General features: G+C 64.8%; 22 protein-coding genes and 1 tRNA gene. 13 read left to right on the top strand and 10 right to left on the bottom strand.

Annotated features, from left to right (window positions below):
* The first annotated feature begins 5 nt into the window (after positions 1-5).
* Positions 6-1,346, top strand: a complete 1,341-nt coding sequence (locus ACVWY0_RS13005) for a 3-oxoacyl-ACP reductase (protein WP_485837062.1) — start codon at positions 6-8, stop codon at positions 1,344-1,346.
* Positions 1,343-2,269, top strand: a complete 927-nt coding sequence (locus ACVWY0_RS13000; RefSeq protein ID WP_485837061.1) for a MaoC family dehydratase — start codon at positions 1,343-1,345, stop codon at positions 2,267-2,269. Before ACVWY0_RS13005 ends, ACVWY0_RS13000 begins: the two co-directional genes overlap by 4 nt.
* Here the strand turns inward: ACVWY0_RS13000 and ACVWY0_RS12995 are convergent.
* The 4 genes from ACVWY0_RS12995 to ACVWY0_RS12980 all read right to left on the bottom strand — a co-directional run bounded on the left by ACVWY0_RS12995 (position 2,266) and on the right by ACVWY0_RS12980 (position 6,417).
* Positions 2,266-3,318: an FUSC family protein gene (locus ACVWY0_RS12995; RefSeq protein WP_485837098.1), complete on the bottom strand. Its 1,053-nt coding sequence runs from the start codon at positions 3,316-3,318 to the stop codon at positions 2,266-2,268. The two genes, ACVWY0_RS13000 and ACVWY0_RS12995, sit on opposite strands and share 4 nt — an antisense overlap.
* Positions 3,319-3,411: 93 nt before the next feature.
* Positions 3,412-4,521, bottom strand: coding sequence for a serine hydrolase domain-containing protein (locus tag ACVWY0_RS12990; protein WP_485837060.1), 1,110 nt, complete (start codon positions 4,519-4,521; stop codon positions 3,412-3,414).
* Between the two features lie 38 nt (positions 4,522-4,559).
* Positions 4,560-5,669, bottom strand: a complete 1,110-nt coding sequence (locus ACVWY0_RS12985; protein WP_485837059.1) for a glutathione S-transferase family protein — start codon at positions 5,667-5,669, stop codon at positions 4,560-4,562.
* Between the two features lie 10 nt (positions 5,670-5,679).
* Entirely contained in the window at positions 5,680-6,417 is a 738-nt protein-coding gene (locus ACVWY0_RS12980; protein ID WP_485837058.1) for a M50 family metallopeptidase, read from the bottom strand.
* A gap of 124 nt (positions 6,418-6,541) precedes the next feature.
* Here ACVWY0_RS12980 and ACVWY0_RS12975 point away from each other — a divergent pair, with 124 nt between their 5' ends.
* Complete coding sequence (locus ACVWY0_RS12975; RefSeq protein WP_058932479.1) at positions 6,542-7,006, top strand: GatB/YqeY domain-containing protein; 465 nt, start codon at positions 6,542-6,544, stop codon at positions 7,004-7,006.
* 112 nt (positions 7,007-7,118) lie between these two features.
* Here ACVWY0_RS12975 and ACVWY0_RS12970 read toward each other — a convergent pair whose 3' ends face one another.
* The 3 genes from ACVWY0_RS12970 to ACVWY0_RS12960 all read right to left on the bottom strand — a co-directional run bounded on the left by ACVWY0_RS12970 (position 7,119) and on the right by ACVWY0_RS12960 (position 8,396).
* Positions 7,119-7,421, bottom strand: a complete 303-nt coding sequence (locus ACVWY0_RS12970) for a DUF4193 domain-containing protein (protein WP_485837057.1) — start codon at positions 7,419-7,421, stop codon at positions 7,119-7,121.
* A gap of 203 nt (positions 7,422-7,624) precedes the next feature.
* The gene (locus ACVWY0_RS12965; RefSeq protein ID WP_485837056.1) at positions 7,625-8,239 is read right to left on the bottom strand and encodes a hypothetical protein; all 615 of its coding nucleotides are present in this window, start codon (positions 8,237-8,239) and stop codon (positions 7,625-7,627) included.
* Between the two features lie 74 nt (positions 8,240-8,313).
* Positions 8,314-8,396: transfer RNA gene (locus ACVWY0_RS12960), tRNA-Leu, on the bottom strand.
* Positions 8,397-8,568: 172 nt separating this feature from the next.
* Between ACVWY0_RS12960 and ACVWY0_RS12955 the strand changes: the two genes are divergently transcribed.
* Both ACVWY0_RS12955 and ACVWY0_RS12950 read left to right on the top strand, forming a co-directional pair.
* Positions 8,569-9,873, top strand: a complete 1,305-nt coding sequence (locus ACVWY0_RS12955; protein ID WP_485837055.1) for a M20/M25/M40 family metallo-hydrolase — start codon at positions 8,569-8,571, stop codon at positions 9,871-9,873.
* Between the two features lie 12 nt (positions 9,874-9,885).
* Positions 9,886-11,046: an acyl-CoA dehydrogenase family protein gene (locus ACVWY0_RS12950; protein WP_485837054.1), complete on the top strand. Its 1,161-nt coding sequence runs from the start codon at positions 9,886-9,888 to the stop codon at positions 11,044-11,046.
* Between the two features lie 22 nt (positions 11,047-11,068).
* Here the strand turns inward: ACVWY0_RS12950 and ACVWY0_RS12945 are convergent, their stop codons facing one another.
* A complete protein-coding gene (locus tag ACVWY0_RS12945) occupies positions 11,069-11,302 on the bottom strand; it encodes a DUF5703 family protein (protein ID WP_485837053.1) in 234 nt (77 codons plus the stop codon).
* A gap of 39 nt (positions 11,303-11,341) precedes the next feature.
* On the opposite strand from ACVWY0_RS12945, the gene ACVWY0_RS12940 reads away from it, so the two are divergent.
* Positions 11,342-11,608: a hypothetical protein gene (locus ACVWY0_RS12940; protein ID WP_485837052.1), complete on the top strand. Its 267-nt coding sequence runs from the start codon at positions 11,342-11,344 to the stop codon at positions 11,606-11,608.
* A 47-nt stretch (positions 11,609-11,655) separates the two neighbouring features.
* Here the strand turns inward: ACVWY0_RS12940 and ACVWY0_RS12935 are convergent, their stop codons facing one another.
* A complete protein-coding gene (locus ACVWY0_RS12935; protein ID WP_485837051.1) occupies positions 11,656-12,591 on the bottom strand; it encodes an aldo/keto reductase in 936 nt (311 codons plus the stop codon).
* A 50-nt stretch (positions 12,592-12,641) separates the two neighbouring features.
* Between ACVWY0_RS12935 and ACVWY0_RS12930 the strand changes: the two genes are divergently transcribed.
* Positions 12,642-13,475 carry an undecaprenyl-diphosphate phosphatase gene (locus tag ACVWY0_RS12930; RefSeq protein ID WP_485837050.1) on the top strand — a complete coding sequence of 278 codons (834 nt, stop codon included), beginning with the start codon at positions 12,642-12,644 and terminating at the stop codon, positions 13,473-13,475.
* A gap of 15 nt (positions 13,476-13,490) precedes the next feature.
* Positions 13,491-14,768, top strand: coding sequence for a cysteine--1-D-myo-inosityl 2-amino-2-deoxy-alpha-D-glucopyranoside ligase (gene mshC, locus ACVWY0_RS12925; protein WP_485837049.1), 1,278 nt, complete (start codon positions 13,491-13,493; stop codon positions 14,766-14,768).
* Here the strand turns inward: mshC and ACVWY0_RS12920 are convergent.
* Positions 14,765-15,670: a PAC2 family protein gene (locus ACVWY0_RS12920; RefSeq protein WP_485837048.1), complete on the bottom strand. Its 906-nt coding sequence runs from the start codon at positions 15,668-15,670 to the stop codon at positions 14,765-14,767. The genes mshC and ACVWY0_RS12920 overlap by 4 nt on opposite strands.
* Positions 15,671-15,820: 150 nt before the next feature.
* On the opposite strand from ACVWY0_RS12920, the gene ACVWY0_RS12915 reads away from it, so the two are divergent.
* The 5 genes from ACVWY0_RS12915 (at position 15,821) to dop (ending at position 22,401) form a co-directional block, all read left to right on the top strand.
* Positions 15,821-16,558 (top strand): HAD family hydrolase, encoded by a 738-nt coding sequence (locus ACVWY0_RS12915; protein ID WP_485837047.1) that lies wholly within the window; start codon positions 15,821-15,823, stop codon positions 16,556-16,558.
* Positions 16,555-17,721, top strand: coding sequence for a site-2 protease family protein (locus ACVWY0_RS12910; protein ID WP_485837046.1), 1,167 nt, complete (start codon positions 16,555-16,557; stop codon positions 17,719-17,721). Before ACVWY0_RS12915 ends, ACVWY0_RS12910 begins: the two co-directional genes overlap by 4 nt.
* A gap of 113 nt (positions 17,722-17,834) precedes the next feature.
* Positions 17,835-18,896, top strand: coding sequence for a tRNA (adenine-N1)-methyltransferase (locus ACVWY0_RS12905; RefSeq protein ID WP_104061484.1), 1,062 nt, complete (start codon positions 17,835-17,837; stop codon positions 18,894-18,896).
* An 83-nt stretch (positions 18,897-18,979) separates the two neighbouring features.
* Positions 18,980-20,731: a proteasome ATPase gene (gene arc / locus ACVWY0_RS12900; protein ID WP_485837045.1), complete on the top strand. Its 1,752-nt coding sequence runs from the start codon at positions 18,980-18,982 to the stop codon at positions 20,729-20,731.
* Positions 20,728-22,401 (top strand): depupylase/deamidase Dop, encoded by a 1,674-nt coding sequence (gene dop / locus ACVWY0_RS12895; RefSeq protein WP_371706669.1) that lies wholly within the window; start codon positions 20,728-20,730, stop codon positions 22,399-22,401. Before arc ends, dop begins: the two co-directional genes overlap by 4 nt.
* Positions 22,402-22,434 lie beyond the last annotated feature (33 nt).

Here is a 22,434-nt window from a genome sequence, read left to right as displayed (position 1 = left end):
ACCGGATGACGGATAAATACACCACCCTCGTCAACCAAGGCGTAGGCAAGAACATCGCCAAACGGCTGGGCCTGCCCCAGCCTGCGGTGCTGCGCCGCTTCAAGCCGGGCCAGCCCCTGGTCACCGGCCCCGTCCTGGTCCAGGGCAACACCGCCGGTGCCGACGAACTGGCCGCCAAGCTGCTCTCCTGGGACCTGGACGTCCGGCGCCACGCGGTGCCCCGCGAAAAACTTGGCGCGATCATTCTGGTCCTGGATGAGCTGACCCGGCCCGAGGATCTCGAAAAGCCTGTGCTGTCCGCCGCGGCCTCACTGCGTGATCTGGGCCCCAGCGCCCGCGTCATCACCATCTCCCGGCGGGCCGCCGAAACCGCGTCCCCTGCACAGTCGGCTGCCCGGCAAGGCGTGGATGGCTTCCTGCGGTCGCTTGCCAAGGAACTCCGGGCCGGCGCAACAGCGAACGGCATCGTCCTGGCAGAAGGTGTCCAGAGCACCAGCCCCAGCGCTCTGGCAGCCCTGCGGTTCTTTCTGTCCGGCCGGTCGGCATTTGTGGATGGCCAGTTCCTGACTGTGGCAACCGAGCAGGGCCACCTGCCCCCGGACTTCGAGAAACCGCTCGCCGGCAAGGTTGCCGTGGTCACCGGCGCCGCCCGCGGCATCGGTGCGGCTATTGCCCGGACCCTCCACCGGGACGGGGCCACCCTGGTCCTCGTAGACATCCCGGCATCCGGGGACCATTTGGCTGCCGTTGCCAACGAAGTCCGCGGCACGGCGCTTCAACTGGATATCAGCAGCGCAGATGCCGGCCAGCGGATCATCGACCACGCCGTGCAGCGTCATGGCCGTCTGGACATCGTCATCCACAACGCAGGAATTACCCGGGACAAGCTGCTCGCCAATATGGACCACGGCCGCTGGACCTCCGTCCTGAACATCAACCTCGCCGCCCAGCTCAGAATCAACGAAGCGCTCCTTGCTTCCGAACACTTCCGTAATTCACCACGGATTGTCTCGGTGGCATCCACCAGCGGCATCGCGGGCAACCGGGGCCAGACCAACTACGCGGCGTCCAAGGGCGGTGTGATGGGTATGGTGCGCGCTTCTGCGCCCCTTCTGGCGGCGAACGGCGGGACCTTTAACGCGGTGGCGCCCGGATTCATCGAAACAGACATGACAGCACGGATCCCGTTTGCCGTCCGCGAAGTGGGACGGCGGCTGAACTCGCTTCAGCAAGGTGGCCAACCGTCCGACGTCGCGGAGGCCATTGCCTTCCTGGCGAGCGACGCCGCCGGGGGCATTAACGGCGACGTGCTGCGGATCTGCGGACAGAACCTGGTGGGGGCATGAGTACTGTCCAGCCGGTCATCCTGGGGGAGATGCCGTCCCTGTCCAAGCTCTACGTCAATGCCGCCGCGCAGACCGCGCGGCGGCGCGTCTTGGGCACGCACAACGGATCAAACCTTCCGGTCACTAGCCACGAAGTGCGCGGGGTAAGGGCCGACGTCGGCAACCTCACCGCCTACCAGCACCTCATCGGGCTGACTGCCAGGGACACCCTGCCGGCCGGATACCTCCACGCACTGGCATTCCCGCTGGCAATGAGTGTGATGAACCGCGACGATTTCCCGCTGCCACTCCTGGGCATGGTCCATCTCAGCAACCATGTGGAGCAGAGGTCGCCGGTGCTCTTCACGGAATCGCTGGACATCCAGGCCAGGGTTGAGAACCTCCGGGGCCACCGGTCCGGCACGCAACTTGACGTTGTGGCAGAGATCCGTGGCGCGGATACGCCGGACATCAAGTGGACCGGGCGCTCCTCCTACCTGGCCAAGGGCGTGTTCCTCCCCGGCATCGACAAGCCAACGCCCCACAACGGCCAGGCCGATTTCACGCTTCCGGACCCCACCGCGATTTGGCATTTGGGGGTCGACACGGGAAGGGCGTATGCCGCCGTTTCAGGAGACTTCAACCCCATCCACCTGAGCGTGCTTTCTGCCAAGGCCCTGGGCATGCGCCGCTCCATCGCGCACGGGATGTACCTTGCCTCGAGGGCCCTCGCGGATGTCGGGCCGGCCAAGGGCGAAACGTTCACGTGGGATGTCACGTTCGAGGCTCCAGTGTTCCTTCCTGCCCGCGTTGCCTTGGCTATCACCGCCCTGGATATCACCACGGCACAGACGCCTGGCGAAGGCTGGCAGCGGGCCGAATTTGTGGCGTGGAACCCCCGCTCCGGCCGCCGCCACTTCAGCGGCTCCGTGGCACCGCTCTAGGACGCCGGCCGCACAGCCCTGAGGATACGGTGCAGGCTCAGGAGGATGGACTCGGACGCTGTCACGGACGAATCCTCCTGGGCCCGCTCCGCAACCGTTGCCATGCCGGCCTCCACCGCCGACTTTGCGGCAGCGAACAGCCGCCGCTGGTCTGCTTCATCCTCACCGTCGAACGAGGCCAGGAGTTCGCCGGTGGCGGTCATGGCCGCGGCCAGGGGCGCACTGTCGTTGAAAGGCACCGTGTATGGTGCCTCGTCCGTCCAGATGACATCGGACAGGACTTCTGTCATGTCCTGGATGTGGAATGTCACCCGCTCCAGATCGCGAAGGTTGCGGTAGTCGAGATCCACATCGCGAGGATGGAGCCGGCGGCGCGGATTGGCGCGGCGGCTCGCGTCAGCCTCCCGCACGAGATGGCGGACCGTGCTGGCTGCTTCGGCCAGCTCGGTCGACCGGCGGGACCAGTCCTCATGCTCGGGAGGCCACTTTTCAGTCAGGGCCGTTCCCATGTCAGTCAGTTGCCGCCCGAGGGCCAGCCGGAGTTTGCCCAGGCTGGTGGCCGCCGCGTTGAAGTGTAGGGGAGGAAAGACCAGGAAGTTGACGGCAATGCCCACGGCGACGCCGACGCCCATCTGGATGAGGTAGCCGAAGGAAAAGTCGTCCCGGTTGCTTCCCCCCACCAGCAGGACCAGCAGCGCCGCCGTCGGAATCCAATCGCTGCCCGAGCCGATGCGGGGGAGACCGCCGAGCAGCACGCCGAGTCCCATAACGACCGCAACAGACAGCGGTGACGGATCACCGACACTGACCAGCGCAAAGGCGAGCCCAATACCCAGGGCGAGTCCGACGAGCGCCTGGAGACCCTGCCGGAAGGATCCGGCCACGTTGTGGTACATCGACACCAGGGCGCCGAGCGGCGCGTAGTACGGATACTCGGCAGCGGATCCCGGCATCAGGGGAGCAATGGCGAAAGCGAGGCCGGCGGCCAGCGCTGCCTTCGCCGCCAGCTGCAGGCGCTGTCCTGTGAATGCCGACGAGAGACCGGCCACCGAATTCCGCAGGATTCGGGTTCCAGCGGCGGGCCGGCCCTGCGGCTGCGTTTGAGTGTCACCCATCAGCCCCACACTAGGTGCACCCGTGTACTAGGACAAGGCCGACGCCGCCCGCCGGACCTCCGCAGCCAGCCGATGAGCTTTGCCCTGGGTGCGTCCGTCCTCGGCCCGCTGCGGGATGTATCCGAAGCCGAGCCCGTACGCGGGATCGGCAAACCCCAGCGCAGCGTTGGCTCCTTCGTGGCCGAAGGCGCGGTGGCTGCCGAAATTCCGCGACACGTGTGGCTTCATAAAGACCACGGCAAAGGCGTTGTCCAGTCCGGACAGGCGGTCCAAGCCCCACACTTGCTCGTGGGACATGGCACTGGCAGTCTCAGGGGTCAACAAGGGGTCCCGGCCGTCCACACCGGTGATGGCCGCGGCGTAGAGCCTGGCCAGGCCCTCCGCCGTACCCACACCGCCGGCGGCACTCATCCCCGCGGCGCGGACGGCCCGTTGATTGGGAAGTTCCATGATTGTGCTGACTGCCGCGTTGCTATTAAGCCCATCCAGGCTCAGTGGATCCAGCCATGATTGAAGGGGATCGACGTCGTAGAGGACGTCACGGTAGCGCGGTTCCAGCTCTTCGGGCAGTCCCAGGAAGAAGTCGATGCCGTAGGCCGTGCGGATGCGCTGGTCATAGAGGCTCTGCAGGCTGGTTCCCGTGACCCGTCGGCAGAGTTCCTCCATAATGATTCCGATGGTGAGGGCGTGGTATCCGAAGCAACTGCCGGGACGCCATGCGGGGCTCGTCGCTGCCAACCTTGCCGCGGCCAGGGAGGTGGTGAATTCGTCCAGGGCTATGCCTCCCTCGACTCCCATCAGGCCCGCCTGATGGGACAGGGCTTCACGCACCAGCAAGCGGTCCTTGCCATGGCAACCAAACTCGGGCCAGTAGTTCGCCACCGTCCGGTCAAGGTCCAGCAGGCCGTCCTGGACGAGTAGCGAAATCACCAGCGCCGCCACGCCCTTGGAAACTGAATACGCCCCCGTGATGGAATCGGCGGTGATGTGGGGCCCGCCGGACAGGTCCACGATCTTCACGCCGTCCCGGTAGGCCGCCAGTTGGGCACTGTACTGCGCATCCGCGGCGAGAAGGGCCTCAAACAGATCCAAAACGCCTTCATAACCGGGTGCTGCAAAGCCAAAAGATTTCTGCATGGGGCTAGCCTATCCGGTTAGAAAGCGCTTTCCCGATCCTACGCCGCTCCATGGCCGGGGGAAACTTCTTCGCCGCGGCGCACCGGCCCCGGGGGAGTGCCGTCACCGAACGGCCGGCCGCCCAGTGATTCCCTGCCATGGGGCTCCAGCCAGCCCGCCGGATCAGGACCCTGCGGCACCATCCGGGTGGGATTGATGTCCTCGTGGACGATGTAATAGTGCTGCTTGATCTGGACAAAGTCGATCGTGTCTCCGAAACCGGGAGTCTGGAAAAGATCCCGCGCGTAGCCCCACAGGGCCGGCAGTTCGGTCAGCTTCTGCCGGTTGCACTTGAAATGCCCGTGGTAGACGGCATCGAACCTGGCCAAGGTGGTGAACAGGCGGACATCCGCTTCCGTGATGGTGCCACCCACGAGGTACCGCTGTCCGGTGAGGCGTTCCTCGAGCCAGTCGAGCGCGGTCCACAGCCTGGTGTAGGCCGAGTCGTAGGCCTCCTGGGAGCCCGCAAAGCCGCAGCGGTAGACGCCGTTGTTGACCTCGGTGAAGACGCGCTTGTTGACGGAGTCAATTTCGGCGCGGAGGTGTTCCGGGTAAAGGTCAGGCGCTCCGACCCGGTGGAAACGGGTCCATTCGGTGGCAAAGTCCAGGGTGATCTGAGGGAAGTTGTTGGTGACCACCGCGCCGCTGGCAATTTCAACGATCGCTGGCACCGTGATGCCGCGCGGGTAATCCGGGAAGCGCCGGAGATAGGCGCTCTGGATGCGCTCGATGCCAAGCACAGGGTCCACCCCGCCCGGATCGAGGTCAAAAGTCCACGACCGGGCATCGTGGGTAGGGCCGGGCTGGCCAAGGGAGATGGAGTCCTCCAGGCCGAGGAGCCTACGCACAATCACGGCCCGGTTCGCCCACGGGCATGCCCGCGCCGCAATCAGCCGGTACCGGCCAGCTTCCACTGGCCACCCCGGCTCGCCGTTGACGCCGGGGCGGCCGTCGTGGGTGATCCGGTCCTCAATGTAATTGGTGTCCCGGTTGAACTCGGCACCGCCGGTCACATATGCGCCCAGGGTGCTGTGTTCGGTGCTGGTGTCCGTGCTGTCGGCAGCGGTGGCGTTCGTGGCCTGAGGCCCGCTCGGAGATTCCTGGCTCATGCGGACCAGCCTAGGTTCCGGCGGCCAGGATTGCTGAGATGGGCTGCCAGGCGACCAGCCAGGAGCCGGCAATAACGGCGACAAAGAGCGCGATCCAGATGCCGGAGGGTATGGACGTTGCGCGGTACAGCAGGTAGGCGTCGGAACTGGCCAGCCTGTCACGGCGCCGCAGGTGCACGTTGGTGAGCTTCGCGAGATCCCGGACGGCGGCCACAAGTAGCGCCACGCCAAGCACGACTGCAACATGGCCGGTGAAGCTGCTGGGCACAACGAGGACCAGCATGCCGCCGCCTGCGACGGCAAGGCCTGTGATTAGCAGCCCCGCGAAGTTCCTGATGAACACGAGCGAAACCAGGAGGATAAGGGTGCCTGTGGCCAAGGCGGCCGGACCCCAGCCGGCAAAACCGGAGGTGACCAGGGCAGCGCCGGTCAGGGCAGGTACAGGATAGCCCCAGAATCCGGACCAGACGGCGGCGGCCTTGCCCCGGCTGTAACTGGTGGTTGTGCCTGAGTGGTCCAACCGGAGCCGGATCCCGCTCAGTCTTTGGCCGCTCATGACGGCGGCGAAAGCATGGCCGAGTTCGTGCGTGGCGGTGGCCAGGAGCCCAAAGTACTTCCAGGTGGCACGGGGGATGGACAATGCAGTTGCCAGCGCCAGCACCACAGCCAGTTCGGCCACCGTGACTTGGGGGATGGCGGCACGGCTGAAGGCTTCAACGATTCGTTGCCACAATTGCTCGGGAATCAAGGTCGTTTCCCGCCGGGCCGGGAGTAGTGATTGTCAGCCATAGCCCTCTACGGTACTAGAGGGATGGTTCACCACTGTCCTGCCGCCCTGCCGCCTTGGGGCGCTCAACGAATCGAGGAATGCCGTGACCACTTTGAAGGAACGCCTGCACGCTGATGTTGTGGTGCACATGAAGGAGCGGAACAAAACCGCCCTGACAACGGTGCGCAATGTCCTGGGCGAGATCGAAACACGGGAGAAGTCGGGAAAGACGCCCATTGTCCTGGACGACGCCCAGGTGACCTCGTTGTTGCAGAAAGAGGCTGCAAAGCGACGTGACACCGCAAGGATCTATATGGAAGCCGGAGAATCCGAGCGGGCCGCGGCCGAGATCGCCGAGGCCGGGATCATCGAGGCATATTTGCCTCAGCCGCTGACAGCCGCGGAAGTCGAGGCGATCGTTGACGAGACAATCGCCGGGCTGAGGAGCGAAGGCGTGGAGCCTGGTATGCGTCAGCTGGGCGCCGTGATGAAGCCTGTCACGGCCAAAGTCGCCGGACGCTTCGACGGCAAGGCGGTCAGCGAGATCGTCCGCAGCCGTCTCGCCTGAGCCGGCAGCTCGAGCCTCCTAACAGGAAAGGCACGCCTACTAAACGTGGGCGTGCCTTAACTTCCTGTTGGCGGAACTCGGCCGCCACGGAAGAATATCCGGGTTTCTTGAATCAGCCTTCGCAGTCAGTGCAGAAGCTGTGTCCGTCTTTCTGCCGCGCAATCTGGGAGCGGTGCCGGACCAGGAAGCAGGAGTAGCACGTGAACTCGTCCTCAGCCTGCGGGATAACCTGCACGACCAGTTCCTCGGCAACGAATTCGCCTCCCGGAACGCCGGCGCCATCCAGCCCGTCGGCCTCATCGAGCTCGAGGACGACGCTGCGGGCGTCCGGAGCATTGGCGGACTGCAGTGCCTCGAGTGAGTTGTCCTGCGACTCCTTGACGTCGGAGCGAAGTTCGTCGTAATCGGTTGCCACTTAGGTGTATCTCTTTTCTTTGGTTCGTCTGTCGCGTATGCAACGTACAGCATCCGGCGGGTATTCCCCAATAGCCTGGCAAGAAAATTTCTCTGCGGCGCCAATATTTCCGTGCGGACACCCGCTGGGATCGGCGTGGGGTGACTTTGGGCACCATGGTGCCCGGGACTGAAATTCAGCGCACGGCGGCCGAGCCGCGAGACCTAGTTACGTTCCTTAGCCAAGGCCGTGGTCTGAGGCGGGGTAATCCGCCCCAGGCGCTCGTCGAGCGTCAAGCGAAGCCGGGCGGCCGCCACCTGAACCCGGTGCTCGGCAGGGGTGACCTTCCTGTCCGGCGCAGAGGCGGCATTCGGGCGCGCTTGGACGTCCTTGTGTTCAGGGGACCGTGCGCTCACGGTCCAGTCACTATCGTCCCCGCCAGGCACGTACTCCCACGCCGCGTCGAACAGTTCAAGCTCCTCGGCACGGGCCAGCTCACTGCCTGCGAGGACGTTTAGGGTCGCAAGCCCCAAGGCCTTGGTTCCTTCATCCTGATCCAGGGTGCGGTCCAGGGCCCACTGGGTGCGTCGCCACCATTCCGCCCGGCTGTCCGCCTCGGTCTTCTGCCGGAGCGCCTGCTCGTCGGCTTCGCGTTTCTGGTCCAGCGCTGTCTTATCGGCTGACGTGCGCTGGGCCAGGGTGCGCCAGTTGATGTAGAAAGCCAGCAGGGCCGCGAACAGCACAGCCAAGGGACCGAGCCCGGCAAGGATTACCCACCAGTCGGCCGGCCCGGAGTGGACGACGACTTCAAGCGGGCCAGGCGGCGGGGTTGGATTCACGGCTCCAGCTTAGGCCGTCGACGGAAACAGAAAAAACCCCTGAAATCCGTAGATTTCAGGGGTTTTCCCATTTGTGCGCGGAGGGGGACTTGAACCCCCACCCCCTTTCGAGGACTAGCACCTCAAGCTAGCGCGTCTGCCATTCCGCCACCCGCGCAGGTGGTAATTCAGAGATCGTTTCCGCCTTTCAGCGTTTCGCTTTTCTCCGAAGCAGCGAGAAAAACTCTAACACGAACTTTCCGAAAACATGGAATCGGGGCTGATGGGTAGGCTGAGGGCACACGAGAACGCAGGTTGTTTGCAGCCTTCCCACTGCCCAAGGAGTTTCTATGTCTGACATCCGTGCCGAGGATGAAGTTGTCCGGATCTGCCAGGAACTCATCCGGATAGATACCTCGAACTACGGTGACGGCTCGGGTCCGGGGGAGCGGGTGGCCGCGGAATACACAGCCGGGCTCATCGAGGAAGTGGGCCTCGCCGCCGAGATCTTCGAGTCGGCGCCCGGCCGCGCAAGTGTTGTGACCCGGATGGCGGGTGAGGATCCGTCCGCCAGCGCGTTGGTGGTGCACGGGCACCTCGATGTAGTGCCCGCCCTGCGTGAACAGTGGTCGGTGGATCCCTTTGGCGCGGAGCTCAAGGACGGACTCATTTGGGGCCGCGGAGCCGTGGACATGAAGGACATGGACGCCATGATCCTTGCTGTGATGCGGGATTTGGCCAGATCCGGGCGCAAGCCCAAGCGCGACATTATCTTTGCCTTCTTCGCCGACGAGGAAGCCGGCGGTGAGTACGGGGCCCGCTACGCAGTCGACAAGCGGCCCGAGCTCTTCGAAGGCGCAACCGAAGCCATCTCGGAGGTAGGCGGCTTCTCGGCAACCATCGGCGGGCAGCGCACCTACCTCCTGCAGACGGCTGAGAAGGGCATCTCCTGGCTCCGGCTGGTGGCGCACGGCCGGGCTGGCCACGGCTCCCAGATCAATACGGACAACGCCGTCACCCGGCTGGCTGCGGCGGTAACCCGGATCGGCGAATACAAGTGGCCGATTGAGCTGACGCCCACTACGCGGCAGTTCCTGGACGGCGTGACCGAACTCACGGGTGTGGAATTCGATCCCGATAATCCGGACCGCCTGCTCGACCAGCTCGGCACCGTGGCGCGCTTTGTGGGGGCAACCCTGCAGAACACCACCAATCCCACGCTGCTCAAGGGCGGCTACAAGCACAACGTCATCCCCGAATCGGCTGAGGCCCTGGTGGACTGCCGGACGCTCCCGGGCCAGCAGGACCACGTGCTGGAGATCGTGCGCGAGCTTGCCGGTTCCGGTGTCGACGTCAGCTACGTGCACAGCGACGTCTCGCTTGAGGTCCCGTTCGCCGGAAACCTGGTGGATTCCATGATCGACGCCCTGCACACCGAGGATCCGGGGGCGAAAGTGCTTCCCTACACGCTCTCCGGCGGCACGGACAACAAATCATTGAGCCGGCTCGGTATCACCGGCTACGGCTTCGCTCCCCTCCAGCTGCCCGACGATCTCGATTTCACCGGGATGTTCCACGGTGTGGACGAGCGGGTTCCGGTGGATTCGCTGAAGTTCGGCGCCCGCGTGCTCAACACGCTCCTCACCAATTACTGAGCCGGCCCGGACATGACGCCTGAGGAAGTCCTGCCGGAGCCGCTGCTCCAGGCCATCCGCGGCCGTGCTGCGGGCTATGACCGGGACAACACCTTCTTCTTTGAAGACCTCAAGGAGCTGACCGCCGCCGGCTACCTCAGGCTCTTTGTGCCGGCGTCCGACGGCGGCCTGGGGCTTGGGCTGGAGGCCGCAGCACAGTGCCAGCGGCGGCTGGCAACGGCGGCCCCGGCCACCGCCTTGGCCATCAACATGCATTTGGTCTGGACCGGCGTCGCCCACGTCCTGGCCGCACGGGGGGACCATTCCCTTGGCTTCGTCCTGCAGGAGGCCGCCCAGGGCGAGATCTTCGCCTTCGGCAATTCCGAAGCCGGCAACGATTCGGTACTTTTTGATTCAAAAACGGCAGCCGTTCCCCTGCCGGGCGGAGCGTACAGCTTCACGGGTACCAAGATCTTCACGAGTCTTTCGCCCGCCTGGACCCGGCTGGGAATCTTCGGCAAGGACGCCCAGGCCAGGGAAGGCGAAGGGGAGCTGGTGCACGGGTTCATCACCCGGGAGGCCGCGGGCTACGCCATCCTGGATGACTGGAACACCCTGGGCATGCGGGCCAGCCAGTCAAACACCACCGTCCTGGACGGCGCCGAGGTCCCGCCGGAGAGGATCTTCCGCAAACTTCCGGTGGGACCCAACGCCGATCCGCTGATTTTCGCCATCTTCGCGTGCTTCGAGACTTTGCTGGCTGCCGTGTACACAGGGATTGGCGAACGTGCCCTGAACCTGGGTGTTGAGGCCGTCAAGCGCCGCACGTCCTTCAAGAATGCCGGCCGCAGCTATGCGCAGGATCCGGATATCCGCTGGAAGATCGCGGAGGCCGCCATGGCCATGGATAACCTCTACCCCCAGCTGCTGACCGTCAGCCGCGATGTGGATGCGCTCGTTGAGCACGGGCCGCAGTGGTTTCCCAAACTTGTGGGGCTGAAGGTCCATGCAACGGAAACGGCCCGCCGCGTTGTGGACCTGGCCATCAGGGTGAGTGGCGGCTCCAGCTACTTTCGCGGGTCGGAACTTGAACGCCTGTACCGGGACGTGCTGGCGGGGATGTTCCACCCATCAGACGATGAGTCGGCGCACAACACCGTGGCGAACGCCTGGCTGGGTCCGTTGGAGGACTGAACAGGCCACTGGCCGGTAATCCCTACACGGTCCGCTGGACCTGCATCACTCGGCGGCGGAGCCAGAAGCGCCTGCCGCCGCCCAAATACAGCTTGCTGCGTTCCAGCTCCCACTTGCCGTACTCGGAATGCTCCACGAGCCGGCGCCTGGCGTCAGGCAGTGAATCGTCAGGGCTGACCGTCAGAACGAGGTACTCGTACTGCCTCAGAAAGTCCCGTTCACGCTTGACCGAGCTGGTGAGAAAATGTTCCTTCATTGCTCTCCATTTTCGTCCTTTTCCGGCTAACGTGAAGTCATGAGCATCGATCCGCGTGTCGCGCTTCAGTCCTTGACAACTGCCTTGGAAGAACACCTTATAGCAGCATCCAACCGACGTGGCGATGGCGATCCCGCGGTCGAAGCGTCTTTTTTTGCGGTCGCGGATGCGTTCGAGGTTTACGAAGACGCACTCTACGAGGCTTACAGCGAAGTTACGCCCCTTCAGGTCTTCGATGATGAAGAAGATGAGGACGATGAAGCCGGCATCGACGACGACGAGGACCTGGAAATCGTCCAGGACTAAGAACACCACGCGGGCAACGACCTAACGCTGCGGCCCTGAACGGCGTGTCAGCCGGGCAGGGAAACGTCCTCGAGCGCGCGGGCAATTTCGGGCGGCAGCCTGGTCAGTTGGGCGGCCATGATTTCTTTCGCCTGCACGGGAGTCCTGGGCCCGACGATGGCCGTGGCCACGCCATGCTGGGACAACAGCCAGCTCAGCGAGACATCCAGTGGTGTCCGGCCCAGGCCCTTGGCCGCCATGGCCACGGCTTCCACCACGCTGGACGGCTGCGCCTCCAGATACGGCTCTACGTAAGGTGCGGAGTCTGTTCTTGCCGCCCGGGAATCGGCGGGAATGGCGCTGCGGTACTTGCCGGTCAGGACGCCGCGTCCCAGGGGAGCCCAGGCCATCAGCCCCAGGCCGGCATCTTCGACGGCGGGAACCAGTTCCGCTTCTGCCTTTCGCTGAAGGAGTGAATATTCAGCCTGCGCGGCTACGAGCGGAAATCCGGCCACCGCCGCGGCCTTGGCGCTTTGCCACCCGTTGAAGTTGGAGATGCCCGCATAGCGGGCGCGGCCGCTCCGGAGCGCGAATTCAAGCGCGGACAGGGTCTCGTCCAGCGGGACGTTGCCGTCCCATGCCTGGGCAAACCAGATATCCACGTAGTCAGTCCCCAGCCTTGCCAGGCTGGCGTCCAGGCCGGTGAGCATCGCGTTGCGCGACGTGTCCACCGTGCGCCGGCCGTCCGACGTCGACATCCCCGCCTTGGTGGAAATGCAGACTTCGGTGCGGGAGACGACGTCACCCAGGAGAGAGCCGATCATCGCCTCGGCGCGGCCGTCGGCGTAAGACGCCGCGGTATCTATGAGTTTTCCGCCACCGTCAATAAATGTCCGCAATATCTCCGAGGCATCCTGTTCGTCGGTATCGCCGGACCAGGACATGGTGCCGAGGGAAAGGGCGGAGACTCGCAATCCACTGTTGCCGACGTAACGCTGCTGCATAGCTGCAAGCTTACGGGGAATCAACAGGGTCCATGACGTAGGGTCTTAGCGTGAACTGGTTTGAGGCGGCCCTGCTGGGCCTAGTGCAGGGACTGACCGAATTTCTACCGATTTCATCGAGCGCGCACCTGCGGATTGTGGGGCAGTTTCTGCCCAACGCATCCGATCCCGGAGCCGCGTTTACCGCCATCACGCAGCTTGGTACCGAAACGGCGGTGGTGATCTACTTCTGGCGCGACATCGTGCGGATCGTCAAGGCTTGGGCGGGTTCGCTGACCGGAAAAGTCTCCCGGCAGGACCCGGATGCCCGCATGGGCTGGCTGGTGATCCTGGGCAGCCTCCCCATCATCGTGCTGGGTCTGCTGTTCCAGGACCAGATCGAGTCGGTGCTGAGGAGCCTGTGGCTCGTAGCCACCATGCTGATCGTCTTCGGGCTCTTTCTGGCCGTGGCCGACGCGATCGGAAAGCAGGACCGGGACCTCACCCAGCTCACCTACAAACACGGCATTTTGTACGGCTTCGCCCAGGCCCTGGCTCTTATTCCCGGTGTGTCGCGATCCGGCGGCACCATCACCGCAGGTCTCCTGATGGGCTACACACGCGAAGCCGCCGCGCGGTATTCGTTCCTCCTGGCTATCCCGGCGGTGTTCGGCAGCGGCCTTTACCAGCTGTACAAAGTGGTCTCCAAGGAAGGCATCACCGGCCCCTACGGCCTTCCGGAGACGGCGCTGGCCACCGTCATCGCCCTGGTGGTGGGCTACGTGATCATCGGTTGGTTCCTCAGGTTCATTTCCACCCGAAGCTACCGGCTCTTCGTCTGGTACCGGATCTTCCTGGGCCTGGCCCTGTATCTTTTGCTCGGTTTCAATGTCATCAGCGCCTAGCCGTAGGCTTAGGCTGTGAAATCCTGGACCTCCCGCCCTGTCCCTGCGCTGCCCGGCGCCATGCCTGCCATCCGGCTGTTCGACACCGCAAAGGGGAGTGAGGTCACGCTCCGGGCCGGGGGAGAGCAGTCCATGTACGTCTGCGGGATCACTCCCTACGACGCAACCCACATGGGCCATGCGGCCAGCTACGTGGCCTTCGATCTGCTGAACAGGGCCTGGCGTGACGCCGGCCAGCAGGTTTCCTACGTCCAGAACGTCACCGACGTCGACGACCCCCTGCTGGAGCGCGCGACTGCCACCGGTGTGGACTGGCGGGACCTGGCCGCGAGCCAGATTGAACTCTTCCAGACCGACATGGAGGCCCTGAACGTCCTCTCGCCGGACCACTACGTGGGTGCCGTTGAATCAGTTGACATCATTGTTCCGGCCATCGAACGGCTGGTCCGGCTGGGGCTGGCCTACCGCGTCCCTGGTACGGCAGGGGAGCCCGCCGGCGACGTCTATTACGACGTCGAAGCTGCCGGCAAGCAGTCGGTCGCCCCGGATGCCTGGACCCTGGGCTCGATCTCCCGCCTTGGTGAAGCCGAAATGCTGGAACTGTTCGCCGAACGCGGCGGCGACCCGGGCCGGGCCGGCAAGCGGCAGGCCCTGGACCCCCTGCTCTGGCGGGTTGCCCGTGACGGCGAGCCCAGCTGGCCGGGCGGCGAATTGGGCCAGGGCAGGCCTGGCTGGCACATCGAATGCACGGTCATCGCCCAGCGGTACCTGCCGGCTCCCTTCACTGTCCAAGGCGGCGGCTCTGACCTCATCTTCCCGCACCACGAGATGGGCGCCGGTCACGCCTATTCCCTCGCCGAAGTGCCGCTGGCCCACCATTATGCCCACGCCGGCATGGTGGGCCTGGACGGCGAAAAGATGAGCAAGTCCAAGGGCAACCTGGTCCTGGTGTCCAAACTTCGGGCCGAGGGAGAAGATCCGGCAGCCATCCGCCTGGCTATCCTGGCCCACCATTACCGTTCAGACTGGTCCTGGACCGCTGAAGGGTTTGAAGCCGCGAAGGACCGCCTGGCTGCGTGGCGCAGCGCCGTCGCCGCCTCGCCGGAAGGATCGGCCCCCGGCCTGATCGCAGAAATGCGGTCCGCCCTTGCATCTGACCTGAACGCACCGGCCGCCCTGGAAGCTGTTGACCGCTGGGCTGCCTCGGCGGACTCCGCCGCGGCAGCGGGCAGCCAGCATGATCAGGCCCTGGTCAGGGACGCCTTGGACGCCTTGCTCGGCGTCGTACTTTAGGGCTTGTCCCGGCCCCGACGCTTGAGATAGCGCTCAAACTCCCGCGCGATGGATTCACCGCTCGCCTCCGGAAGATCGGCCGTATCTTTTGCCTCTTCCAGCTGGCGGACGTACGCGGCGATCTCCGGATCCTCGGTAGCCAACTCATCGACGCCGCGTTCCCACGCAGCTGCCTCTTCCGCCAGTTCGTGCGTGTCCAGCGGGACCTGGATCAATTCCTCGACCCGGTGCAGGAGAGCCAGCTGCGCCTTGGGTGACGGGGCCTGGGCCACGTAATGCGGGACGGCTGCCCAGAGGGAAACAGTAGGAAGGCCCGCCAGGAGGGACACTTCGGACAGTACTCCGACTATGCCGACGGGACCTTCATACTGGGATGCTTCAAGGTTGAGGCGTTCCCGCAACACAGCGTCGTCGGAGGAGGTGCTGACCGGAATCGGCCTGCTGTGCGGAACGTCTGCCAGAAGGGCCCCCACCAGGACCACGTAGTCCACCTTCAGCGCTTCGGCGTGGACCAGCAGTTCCGCCGTATAGGCCCGCCACTTGTAGGACGGCTCAATGCCCTGGACGAAAATGACGTCCACGTTCGAATCCGGCGCACTGGCCTTGTAGATCCGTGTGGATGGCCACTTGATCTTGCGTTCCCCCGCGGCGTTCCTGCGGACCGTAGGACGCGTGAACTGGAAATCGTAGTATTCGTCGGCGTCAATGGACGCGACCTTCTTGCCGCCCCAAACCCTGTTCAGGTAGCGCAAGGAATCACTGGCGGCTTCGCCGGCATCGTTCCAGCCTTCAAATGCGGCCAGCATCACAGTAATGCGCTCCCCGTCCGCCACTGGCAGCAGGAACTGCTCCGGTTCAGGTGCGGCACCCGGTTCCGCGGTGTCTCCGTCGAAGCTATTCATCTCATCACCCTACGTCCAAGAACCGGCGCGACGCATTGAATGAAGAGCCAAAGAGTGCGCCGGGGCGCGTGCGGGCCCGAAGGCAATGCTGATATTCGCCGAGGGCGTATCCACCGGCTGGCGCTCAGGTGCGCCCCGTAGACTGGGACCATGCGATCCCTACCCTCCGTTTCCCCGCTCAGAGCCGTTCTTTGGGATATGGACGGCACCATTGTGGACACTGAACGCTACTGGATTGCCGCCGAGCACGCCCTCGTTGAAGCGCATGGCGGCACCTGGTCGCACGGGCAGGCCATGCAGCTCGTGGGACAGTCACTGACGTATTCGGCCGGAATCCTCCAAGCAGCCGGTGTCCGGCTGGAGCGCCGGGAGATCATCGACACCCTGACCGCTGAGGTCATCAGGAGCGTCCGGCACTCTGTTCCCTGGCGCCCCGGGGCGAGGGAACTGCTGGATGACCTGCACCTCGCCGGAGTGCGGTGCGCGCTGGTGACCATGTCGGAGGAGCCGTTGGCCCGCGAAATTGTCGCGAGCCTGCCCAAGCCTTACTTCGAATTCCTGGTCACGGGGGACACCGTCACCCAGGGAAAGCCGCACCCGGAAGCATACTTGAAGGCAGTGGAGCTGCTTCAGGACGCGGACCCGGACCTGACCGTGGATCACTGCGTCGCCCTGGAGGACTCCGCGCCGGGAGTGGCTGCTGCTGTGGCCTCAGGCGTCGCCACCGTCGCCATTCCGCACATTGTCCCGATCCCCGACGATCCCAGGCACACCATCTGGGAATCCCTGGCCGGCCGCACCGTTTCCGAGCTGGAGGCCATCGCTGCGGGCAGCCTGGCCGCCGCGGCGGCTGGATCTGCAGTGCTTGTGACGGGGACCCCGTCATGAGCTCCAAGCCCGCCCCCGCCCGCCGCGAAGGAATACCGCTCGGCCGGATCGCCGGAATCCCGGTCATTCTGGCCTACTCGTGGTTTGTGATCGCCGCCTTTACCGTCATTGTCTACGGGCCCCTGCTGTTGGAGCAGAATCCGGTGTTGGGCGTCTCCGCCTACTACATGGCGTTCGCGTACGCCCTACTACTCCTGATCTCCGTCCTGGTCCACGAACTGGCGCACGCCCTCACGGCCAAGATCTACGGCTGGCCCACGCAGAAGATCGTGCTGAATCTCTGGGGCGGCCACACGCAGTTTGAGAATTTCACGGCGACGCCGGCGCGCTCGGTCATCGTGGCGCTGGCAGGACCGGCTGCCAACCTGGTCCTCGCCGGCGGTGCCTGGATGGTCCTGTCCACCACCAGCATGGGCACCGTGGCCGAGATCCTCACGAACATCTTTATGTGGGCCAACTTCGTCATCGGCATCTTCAACGTCCTGCCCGGACTCCCGCTGGACGGCGGCAGGATCGTTGAGTCGGCCGTGTGGAAAGCAACCGGGAGCCAGGCCAAAGGCACCGTCGCCGCCGGCTGGGCCGGCCGCGTCATCGTGGTGGCGCTGGGCTTCTGGTTCATTGCCCGGCCGCTGCTGGCCGGTGAGACACCTGATTTCAGCCTCCTGATGATCACCGTCCTCGTCGGCGGCTTCCTCTGGATGGGAGCCAGCGCCGCAATCCAGCAGGGCACTCTGCGCGGAAGGATGCATCTGGTCAGCGCCGCTGCCCTGGCGGCTCCCGCCGTCGGAATTCCAGCCACCGCGGTGGTGGCGGACATCCGCAGGCTGTCACCGGACGGCTCACGCGCCGTTGTGGTCTGCGGGCCGGATGGACGCCCGCAGGGTGTTGTGGATCCCAGTGCCCTCGCCGCGGTTCCTGACTACGCGGCCGGCACCACGCCTGCCACGGCGGTGTCCTATGCCCTCGCGGCGGGAGCCTACGTACCTGAGTCGTCCCAGGGGCAGGAACTGATCCAGTACCTTTCCCAGCTGGACGGTCACGAATATGCCGTGGTGGACCATCACGGAACGGTCACCGGCCTTCTGGCGCAGAACGTGGTGGTGGCCGCCATTACCGGCAAGGCTGACCCGTCAAATAGGCATCCGCAGGGTCAAAGCCGGTAGAGTTACGTGCCGGCCGTGCATTGCCGCCGCGTGGCCGCCCGGAGGCCTGCGCCACACCCGGCGGACCTATTTCGATGCGTGGCCCCACAGTTTTACAGGAGCGAGGAAAATCCATGAGCAGCGAAACTGCCGCCGAAGCCGCAGCACCAACCACCACCGGTGTTGCCGCCAATGGCACCCAGCCGGTGGGAGCTGCCCGCCGCCGCGGGCCTTTCCGTGAAGGCGAACGGGTCCAGCTGACCGACGAACGCGGCCGCATGAACACGATCTCTCTCGAAAGCGGCGGCGCCTTCCACACGCACCGCGGCTTCCTGAACCACGACGAGATCATCGGAAAAGCAGATGGCTCAGTCGTTGTGAACAACGTCGGCCAGCAGTACCAGACGCTGCGACCGCTCCTTTCGGATTTTGTCCTCTCCATGCCGCGTGGCGCCGCAGTGGTCTACCCGAAGGACGCCGGCCAGATCGTCACCATGGCCGATATTTTCCCCGGCGCCAGGGTTGTCGAAGCCGGCGTTGGTTCTGGAGCGCTGTCCATCTCGCTGCTCCGGGCCGTTGGCGACAACGGCTACCTCCACTCCTTCGAGCGCCGTGAGGAATTTGCGGACATTGCCCGCGGGAATGTGGAAACCATCTTTGGCGGCCCGCACCCGGCGTGGAGGATCTCCCTTGGCGACTTCCAGGAGGAAGTAGTCCGCAGCGAGGCACCCGGATCCGTGGACCGTGTCGTGCTGGACATGCTGGCACCCTGGGAGTGCCTCGATGCCGTCGCCACCGTCCTCGCACCCGGCGGCGTTTGGATCAACTACGTGGCCACGGTCACCCAGCTCTCCCGGACCGCGGAGGCCATCAGGGCTGACGGCCGCTTCACCGAACCCGACGCCTGGGAGTCCATGGTCCGCGGCTGGCACCTTGAGGGCCTGGCCGTCCGTCCGGACCACCGCATGGTGGCCCACACCGGCTTCCTGCTGGTCACCCGCCGGCTTGCCGACGGCGTCACCGGCATCTCCGTCAAGCGCCGTCCCTCGAAGACTGGCTTCAACGAAGAAGACGTCAACGCCTGGACACCCGGTGCCGTGGGCGAACGCCTGGTCTCCGACAAAAAGCTCCGCCGAGCCGCGCGCGATGCCATCGCCGGCACCAACGTCAAGGACGAACCGGAGATCACGAACTAGTCCACATTTCGGGAGTCTCCAGCAGTACCTGCCAACTTGGGGCTAAGGTCTTAAGAAGAAGAGCAGGAAGGGGCTGATGCACCATGGAGACGCCGAATCAGGACTCCGGACGTACACCGGCGGAGCAGTCGGCCGCCAACGAACTGTCGGCTGCAGAGCGGCAGGCCAATGTCCTCCGCGACAAACTCAGGCACATTGACCGCCAGCTGGCAGCCGCCACGCAGAACAACACCAAGTTGGTCAGCATGCTGGAAGCGGCCAAGGCCGAGATCCTGCGGCTGAAAAATGCCCTGGACCAGGAGGGCCAGCCCCCGTACAGCTTCGGCACCGTCCTGCAGCTCAATCCCAGGCGGCTGCCGTCACCGGGCAACAGCGGCCAGGCGGCCACCGAGGAGTCGGCGGACATTTTCAACGCCGGCCGGAAGATGCGGGTGGGCATCAGCCCCCTGGTCAACATCAACCAGCTGGCGGTCGGCCAGGAGGTCCTCCTCAACGAGGCACTGCTGATTGTGGCCGGCCTCGGCTATGAACGCGCCGGCGAACTCGCGACGCTCAAGGAAATGCTCGGAACGGACCGCGCTTTGGTCGTGGGGCGGGCCGACGAAGAACGTGTCATCAGGCTCTCCGGAGCCCTGCTCACCGAGAAGCTCAGGGTGGGGGACGCACTGTCCATCGACTCGCGCACCGGTTACGCCCTCGAAAAAGTGCCCCGCTCCGAAGTAGAGAACCTGGTCCTCGAAGAAGTCCCCGACATCACGTACGAGGACATCGGCGGCCTCGGTCCGCAGATCGAGCAGATCCGGGACGCAGTGGAACTGCCGTTCCTGCACCCGGACCTCTACCGCGAGCATGGGCTGAAAGCCCCGAAGGGCATCCTGCTGTACGGTCCGCCAGGGTGCGGCAAGACCCTGATTGCCAAGGCTGTTGCCAACTCCCTCGCCGCCCGTGCGGCGGAGCGCTCCGGCAATGTGGACCTGAAGAGCTATTTCCTCAACATCAAGGGTCCGGAGCTTCTGGACAAGTACGTGGGCGAGACAGAGCGCCACATCCGCCTGATTTTCTCCCGGGCCCGGGAGAAGGCCTCTGACGGCAGCCCCGTAGTGGTTTTCTTTGACGAAATGGATTCGCTGTTCCGGACCCGTGGAACCGGGATCTCCTCCGACGTCGAGACCACCATCGTCCCGCAGCTGCTGAGTGAGATCGACGGCGTGGAGCGGCTGGACAACGTCATTGTGATCGGTGCATCCAACCGCGAGGACATGATTGACCCAGCCATCCTCCGCCCCGGCCGCCTGGACGTGAAAGTCAAAATCCAGCGCCCCGACGCAGAGGCCGCGGCGGATATTTTCAACAAATACATCACCACGGACCTGCCGTTCCACGAGTCCGACCTCGCCGAACACAGCGGTGACGTCCAGGCGACGGTGGACGCCATGGTCCAGCGCACGGTTGAAGCCATGTACTCCACGGAAAAGTCCAACGAGTACCTGGAAGTCACCTACGCCAACGGCGATACGGAAATGCTCTACTTCAAGGACTTCAATTCAGGCGCCGTAGTCCAGAACGTTGTGGACCGGGCCAAGAAGTACGCCATCAAGGATCTCCTGACGCTGCACCAGAAGGGTCTCCGGATCGAGCACCTGCTGCGTGCCGTGGTGGATGAATTCCGCGAGCACGAGGACATGCCCAACACCACCAACCCGGACGACTGGGCCCGGATCTCAGGCAAGAAGGGCGAACGGATCACGTACATCCGCACCATCGTGCAGGGTAAGGCAGGCCAGGAGCCCGGCAAGTCCATCGAAACGATGCCGAACACAGGACAGTACCTGTGACGGCAGCCCCGGAACGCGCCGGCGGGGGAGGGCTCCCGGCCGGCGGGGCCATGCGCGTCATGGGGGCGGAAACGGAATACGGCATCCACGCCCCGTCGGCGCCCGGAGCAAACGCCACCATGATGTCCGCCCGCGTTGTCCAGGCTTATGCCCAGGTGACGCGGCAACGGGCAGCTGGAGGGGCAGAGACCCGGTGGGATTACACGGACGAGGAGCCCCTCCACGACGCCCGTGGCTGGACCCTGGAAAGGGCGTCGGCCCACCCCAGCCAGCTGACAGACCAGCCGCCGGTACTCGACGCCGAAGCGGTGGCGCTTGCCTACGGCCGCGAAGAATTGGAACTGGACGGCGAGGACGAGTCCGGCAGCCTCCTGATGAACATGGTCCTGGGCAACGGAGCCCGCCTGTACGTGGATCATGCCCACCCGGAGTACTCCAGTGCAGAGGTGACCAACCCCCGCGATGCGGTGATCTGGGATGCAGCCGGGGACCTCGTCGCGCTGGCGGCAGTCCGCCGCCTGGCCGCGGATCCCGAGCTTCCCCCGGTCAACCTGTACAAGAACAATACGGACAACAAGTCCGTCTCCTACGGCTCCCACGAGAACTACCTCATGCCACGCTCGGTACCCTTCGGGGACATCGTGCGGGGGCTGACGCCGTTCTTCGTCACGCGGCAGATCATCTGCGGCGCCGGGCGGGTGGGCCTTGGGCAGGACAGCTCCACGCCCGGGTACCAGATCAGCCAGCGCGCAGACTTCTTCGAGGCGGAGGTGGGCCTGGAAACCACCATCCGGCGTCCCATCATCAACACCCGGGATGAGCCGCACGCCACCGCCGACAAATACCGTCGCCTGCATGTGATCATCGGTGACGCCAACCTGAGCCAATCCTCGAACTACCTCAAGTTCGGCACCACCGCCATGGTCCTGAGCCTGATCGAGGCCGGGCTGGCGCCAAAAGTGGAGGTGCACGAACCCGTCGCAGCCCTCCAGGCAGTCAGCCACGACACGTCGCTGACAGCCAAACTCAGGCTGCTGGACGGGCGCCGCGTGACGGCCCTGGACCTGCAATGGATATACCACGAGGCGGCGGCCAAGCTGGCGCAAGACACCGGCGTTGCCGATGCCGTAGACGGGGACGGCCATACGCATCAGGTGCTGGAGCGATGGGCTGCCACGCTGACCCAGCTCGATTCCGACAGGAACGCGGCGGCCACGTCCGTGGAGTGGTTGGCCAAGCTCTCCCTCCTTGAGGGTTACCGGAACCGCGACAACCTTGCCTGGGGTGACGCGAGGCTCGGCCTCGTGGACCTCCAGTGGGCAGACATCAGGCCGGAGAAGGGACTGTACTACCGGTTCCTGGCACGGAACCGCATGCAGCGGATCGTCGACGACGGAGCCATCGCCGCAGCGATGACCGAACCGCCGTCGGACACGCGTGCCTTCTTCCGCGGACGGTGCATCAGCAGCTTCGGCAAAGACGTGGTGGGGGCCAGCTGGGACTCGGTCATCTTCGACGTTCCGGGCTACGGCCGGCTTCAGCGCGTGCCAACCCGGGAACCCCTGCGCGGCACCAAGGCCCTCACGGGAGGGCTCTTTGCCCGCCACCGGACGGCCGGCCCGTTCCTCGCCGAACTTTTGGGGCATAACACCGCTCCGCCTGCGGCGTAAACCGCGCCGTCGGGCGGACAGCGTGGCAATATG

This window comes from Arthrobacter sp. UYNi723, from assembly GCF_054057635.1.
The sequence above is the reverse complement of the archived record's forward strand: the minus strand, read 5'-3'. Positions and strand labels throughout refer to the sequence as shown.

What these genes read in the sequence shown, in the direction of transcription:
- ACVWY0_RS12955 (WP_485837055.1), top strand. Translation starts at nt 8,569, where the DNA reads ATGTCTGACATCCGTGCCGAGGATGAAGTTGTCCGGATCTGCCAGGAA.
- ACVWY0_RS12915 (WP_485837047.1), top strand. Translation starts at nt 15,821, where the DNA reads ATGCGATCCCTACCCTCCGTTTCCCCGCTCAGAGCCGTTCTTTGGGAT.
- ACVWY0_RS12990 (WP_485837060.1), bottom strand. Translation starts at nt 4,521, where the DNA reads ATGCAGAAATCTTTTGGCTTTGCAGCACCCGGTTATGAAGGCGTTTTG.
- ACVWY0_RS12985 (WP_485837059.1), bottom strand. Translation starts at nt 5,669, where the DNA reads ATGAGCCAGGAATCTCCGAGCGGGCCTCAGGCCACGAACGCCACCGCT.
- ACVWY0_RS12920 (WP_485837048.1), bottom strand. Translation starts at nt 15,670, where the DNA reads ATGAATAGCTTCGACGGAGACACCGCGGAACCGGGTGCCGCACCTGAA.
- ACVWY0_RS13000 (WP_485837061.1), top strand. Translation starts at nt 1,343, where the DNA reads ATGAGTACTGTCCAGCCGGTCATCCTGGGGGAGATGCCGTCCCTGTCC.
- ACVWY0_RS12940 (WP_485837052.1), top strand. Translation starts at nt 11,342, where the DNA reads ATGAGCATCGATCCGCGTGTCGCGCTTCAGTCCTTGACAACTGCCTTG.
- ACVWY0_RS12935 (WP_485837051.1), bottom strand. Translation starts at nt 12,591, where the DNA reads ATGCAGCAGCGTTACGTCGGCAACAGTGGATTGCGAGTCTCCGCCCTT.
- ACVWY0_RS12945 (WP_485837053.1), bottom strand. Translation starts at nt 11,302, where the DNA reads ATGAAGGAACATTTTCTCACCAGCTCGGTCAAGCGTGAACGGGACTTT.
- ACVWY0_RS12910 (WP_485837046.1), top strand. Translation starts at nt 16,555, where the DNA reads ATGAGCTCCAAGCCCGCCCCCGCCCGCCGCGAAGGAATACCGCTCGGC.
- ACVWY0_RS12950 (WP_485837054.1), top strand. Translation starts at nt 9,886, where the DNA reads ATGACGCCTGAGGAAGTCCTGCCGGAGCCGCTGCTCCAGGCCATCCGC.
- ACVWY0_RS12905 (WP_104061484.1), top strand. Translation starts at nt 17,835, where the DNA reads ATGAGCAGCGAAACTGCCGCCGAAGCCGCAGCACCAACCACCACCGGT.
- ACVWY0_RS13005 (WP_485837062.1), top strand. Translation starts at nt 6, where the DNA reads ATGACGGATAAATACACCACCCTCGTCAACCAAGGCGTAGGCAAGAAC.
- arc (WP_485837045.1), top strand. Translation starts at nt 18,980, where the DNA reads ATGGAGACGCCGAATCAGGACTCCGGACGTACACCGGCGGAGCAGTCG.